The sequence below is a fragment of the Methylobacterium sp. WL6 genome (genome assembly GCF_008040095.1).
Lineage (GTDB): Bacteria > Pseudomonadota > Alphaproteobacteria > Rhizobiales > Beijerinckiaceae > Methylobacterium.
The window spans coordinates 1-3,537 of the sequence record NZ_VRVH01000388.1 but is presented as its reverse complement, the minus strand read 5'-3'; the positions used below and the strand labels follow the sequence as shown (position 1 = coordinate 3,537).

3 protein-coding genes are annotated in these 3,537 nt (G+C 72.6%); all 3 read right to left on the bottom strand.

Features of this window, described 5'->3' with window-relative positions:
• The coding region (gene ftsZ, locus FV230_RS26070) for a cell division protein FtsZ (RefSeq protein WP_187275623.1) at positions 1 to 1,244 on the bottom strand (1,244 nt) is incomplete at its 3' end.
• 103 nt (positions 1,245 to 1,347) lie between these two features.
• Entirely contained in the window at positions 1,348 to 2,670 is a 1,323-nt protein-coding gene (gene ftsA, locus FV230_RS26065; protein ID WP_147729212.1) for a cell division protein FtsA, read from the bottom strand.
• A gap of 58 nt (positions 2,671 to 2,728) precedes the next feature.
• Positions 2,729 to 3,537 (bottom strand): cell division protein FtsQ/DivIB (locus tag FV230_RS26060; protein ID WP_147729213.1); only part of this gene is annotated, 809 nt, incomplete at its 5' end.

Below are 3,537 nucleotides of genomic sequence, written 5' to 3'. Positions count from 1 at the left end.
GCGCGGGGCTGGGACTGGGTCAGCATGATGTCGTCGCGCATCACCGGAGCCGCCTCGATGCGGGGCTCGGCGTGCTGCACCGGCTCGGGGGCCGGGCGCGCGGGCTGGACGGGGGCCGGCTGAGCCTGCGTCACGGCCGGCTCGGCCGCGGCGCGAAAGCTCGGGGCGTTCTGGGCGGCGCGCGAGCGGGCCTCGGAGCGCAGGCGCTCGGCGACCTCGGCGATGCGCTGCTCGGTCTCGGCGATCTCCTTGTTGTTCGGCGAGTTGGCCGAGATCAGCGCCGGCTCGATCCCGGTGGCGACGACCGAGACGCGGATGATGCCGTCGAGGCTCTCGTCGAAGGTCGCGCCGAGGATGATGTTGGCTTCCTGGTCGACCTCCTCGCGGATGCGGGTGGCGGCCTCGTCGAGCTCGTACAGGGTCAGGTCGGCGCCGCCGGTGATCGAGATCAGCAGGCCGCGGGCGCCCTTCATCGAGACGTCGTCGAGGAGCGGGTTGGCGATCGCGGCCTCCGCCGCGCGGCTGGCGCGCTTCTCGCCGGACGCCTCGCCGGTGCCCATCATCGCCTTGCCCATGCCGCGCATGATCGCGCGCACGTCGGCGAAGTCGAGGTTGATCAGGCCTTCCTTGACCATCAGGTCGGTGATGCAGGCGACGCCCGAGTAGAGCACCTGGTCGGCCATCGCGAAGGCGTCGGCGAAGGTGGTCTTCTCGTTGGCGACACGGAACAGGTTCTGGTTCGGGATCACGATCAGCGTGTCGACGGCCGCCTGCAGCTCCTGGATGCCGGCTTCCGCCGTGCGCATGCGGCGCAGGCCCTCGAACTGGAACGGCTTCGTCACGACGCCGACGGTGAGGATGCCCATGTCGCGGGCGGCGCGGGCGATGACGGGGGCCGCGCCGGTGCCGGTGCCGCCGCCCATGCCGGCGGTGATGAAGCACATGTGCGCGCCCGAGAGCTGGTCGCGGATCTCGTCGATCACCTCGTCGGCGGCGGCCGAGCCGACCTCGGGGTGGGAGCCGGCGCCGAGGCCCTGCGTCACGCCCAGCCCCATCTGGATCACGCGCTCGGCCTTCGACGAGGTCAGCGCCTGGGCGTCGGTGTTGGCCACGACGAACTCGCAGCCGAGCAGGCCCGACTCGATCATGTTGTTGACGGCGTTGCCGCCGGCGCCGCCGACACCGAACACGGTGATGCGGGGCTTGAGTTCGCGGATGTCAGGCGCCTGGAGAGAGATGGCCATGGTGTCGAGCCCTTCGTGACCTTTAACGCGTTGTCCGGAGCGCCTCCGTGGAGGAAGCGCCGATTCGTCGAGGCCGGGCGCGAGAGGGCGCCCGGGAAAACGCCTAGAAACCCTGCTTCAGCCACTCGTAGACGCGGCCGATGTAACCGTCGGTGCCGGTGCCGGCGAAGGCGCGCTGCCCCCGCGGCTCGAAGTGCTCGGCATGCGCCACCTGCGGGTAGACCAGCAGGCCGACCGCGGCCGAGAAGGCCGGACCCTTGGCCGCCTCGGGCAGGCCGCGGATGCCGAGCGGGCGCCCGATCCGGACCTGGCCCTGCATCACCCGGCGGGTGACCTCGGGCAGGCCGACGAGCTGGCTCGCGCCGCCCGTGAGCACGACCCGGCGCCCCGCCTGGGCGGCGAAGCCGGCCGCGCGCAGGCGGTCGCGGACGAGCTCGACCACCTCCTCGACCCGCGGCTTGATGATCCGCACCAGCTGCGAGCGCGGAACGTGGTTCGGGGTCTCGCCCTCGTCCTCGCCGACGCCGTGGACGGCGATCATGTCGCGCTCGTCCGACGGGGTGGCGATGGCCGAGCCGTAGAGCGTCTTCAGCCGCTCGGCCGCCGCGACCCGGGTCGAGAGCCCGCGGGCGATGTCCATGGTGACGTGGTGGCCGCCGACCGCGATCGCGTCGGTGTGGACGAGGTGCCCCCCGGAGAACACGCCGAAGCTCGTGGTGCCGCCGCCCATGTCGACGACGCAGACGCCCATCTCGGCCTCGTCGTCGACCAGCGCCGAGAGGCCGGCGGCGTAGGGGGTGGCGATCACCGCCTCGACGCCGAGATGGCAGTGCTCGATCGCGAGCATGACGTTGCGGGCGGCCGCGGCTTCCGCCGTGACGACGTGGAGGTCGACCCCGAGCGCCTCGCCGATCATCCCCGAGGGGTCGATCACCGCGCCCTGGCCGTCGAGGGCGTAGCCGGTCGGCAGCGCGTGCAGCACGGCGCGGCCGGGGCTGACGCCGTGGGCGCTCGCGGTCTCCAGCACGCGCTCCACGTCGGCGCCGGTGACGGTGCCGGTGCGGACGTTGACCCGCGCCTGGAAGTGCTGCGAGGCGAGGCGCCCGCCGCTCATGTTGACGATGACCGACTGGACCTCGACCTTGGCCATCCGCTCGGCGGCGTGCACCGCCTGCCGGATCGCGCCCTCGGCGGCCTCGAGGTCGACGATCGCGCCGCCCTTCAGCCCGTGCGAGCGCTGGTGGCCGATGCCGATGATGCGGGCGAGGTGCGTCCGGCCCTTCAGCGTGGTGAGGGCTTCGGCCGGCTGCAGCTCGGCGATGAGGCAGACGACCTTGCTGGTGCCGATGTCGAGCACCGACAGCGTGGTGCTGCGGCGCGCCGAGAGCGGCTTCAGGCGGGGCGTCAGGCCGTGTTGGGAATGCATCAGCGCTTACCGACGAAGGACGGGGAACGGGCGGGGCGGCGGGTGGACCGGACTGCGCTCACGTCGCGGTCCCCTTCTTCGTCTTCTTCTGCGCCTCGGCCCGGGCGGCCGCGGCTTCCTCGGTGAGGCGGACCACGACCCGGTCGGGCATCCGCAGGTCGACCGCGATGATGTCCTTCTCCAGCAGGCGGTTGGCGCGCTCGAGCTCGACCAGCCGGGCCAGCGCGGCTCCGGGCTCGATTTCCGGCAGGCGGATGTCGACGCCGTCGAGCTTCAGGGTCCAGCGCCGGCCGGAGACGTAGGTGCCGGCGCGGATGCGGTCGGCGAGCGGGCCGGCCGCGGCGACCAGGGCGAGGTACTCGCCGAGCTTGGTGTTGGCGTCGTCGCCGACGACCAGCGGCAGGCTCGCGTAGCGGTCGTCGCGCATCGTATCGATGATCGTGCCGTCGGCGGCGATGACGCTGATCTCGCCGTTCATCTGCCACAGGGCGGCGGGCTCGCGCTCGACCTGGTTGATGACGATCTCGCGGGGATAGATCTTGCGCACCGAGACGGAGGCGATCAGCGGCACCCGGAGCAGGCGGGCGCGCACCTCGGCGACGTCGAGGAAGGGCACGGACGAGCGCCAGTCGATGCCGGCGGCGGCGAGCACCTCGCGCTCGTACATCCGCGAGATGCCCGAGATGGTGACGCGCTCGACGCCGAAGCCGGCGACGCGGGCGAGGATGTCGAGGGGGCGGCCGTTCTCGATGACGAAGGCGTCGTAGCGGCCGCTGGCGACGAAGCCGGCGAGCGCCAGCGCACCGAAGGCCGTGCTGAGGCCGAGGGCGCCGATGCCGCGCGGCAGGCGCTCGGCCATCGACGGCC

Bases quoted from the DNA above. Each gene is read 5' to 3' on its own strand.
- ftsA (WP_147729212.1), bottom strand. From the start codon at position 2,670: ATGCATTCCCAACACGGCCTGACGCCCCGCCTGAAGCCGCTCTCGGCG.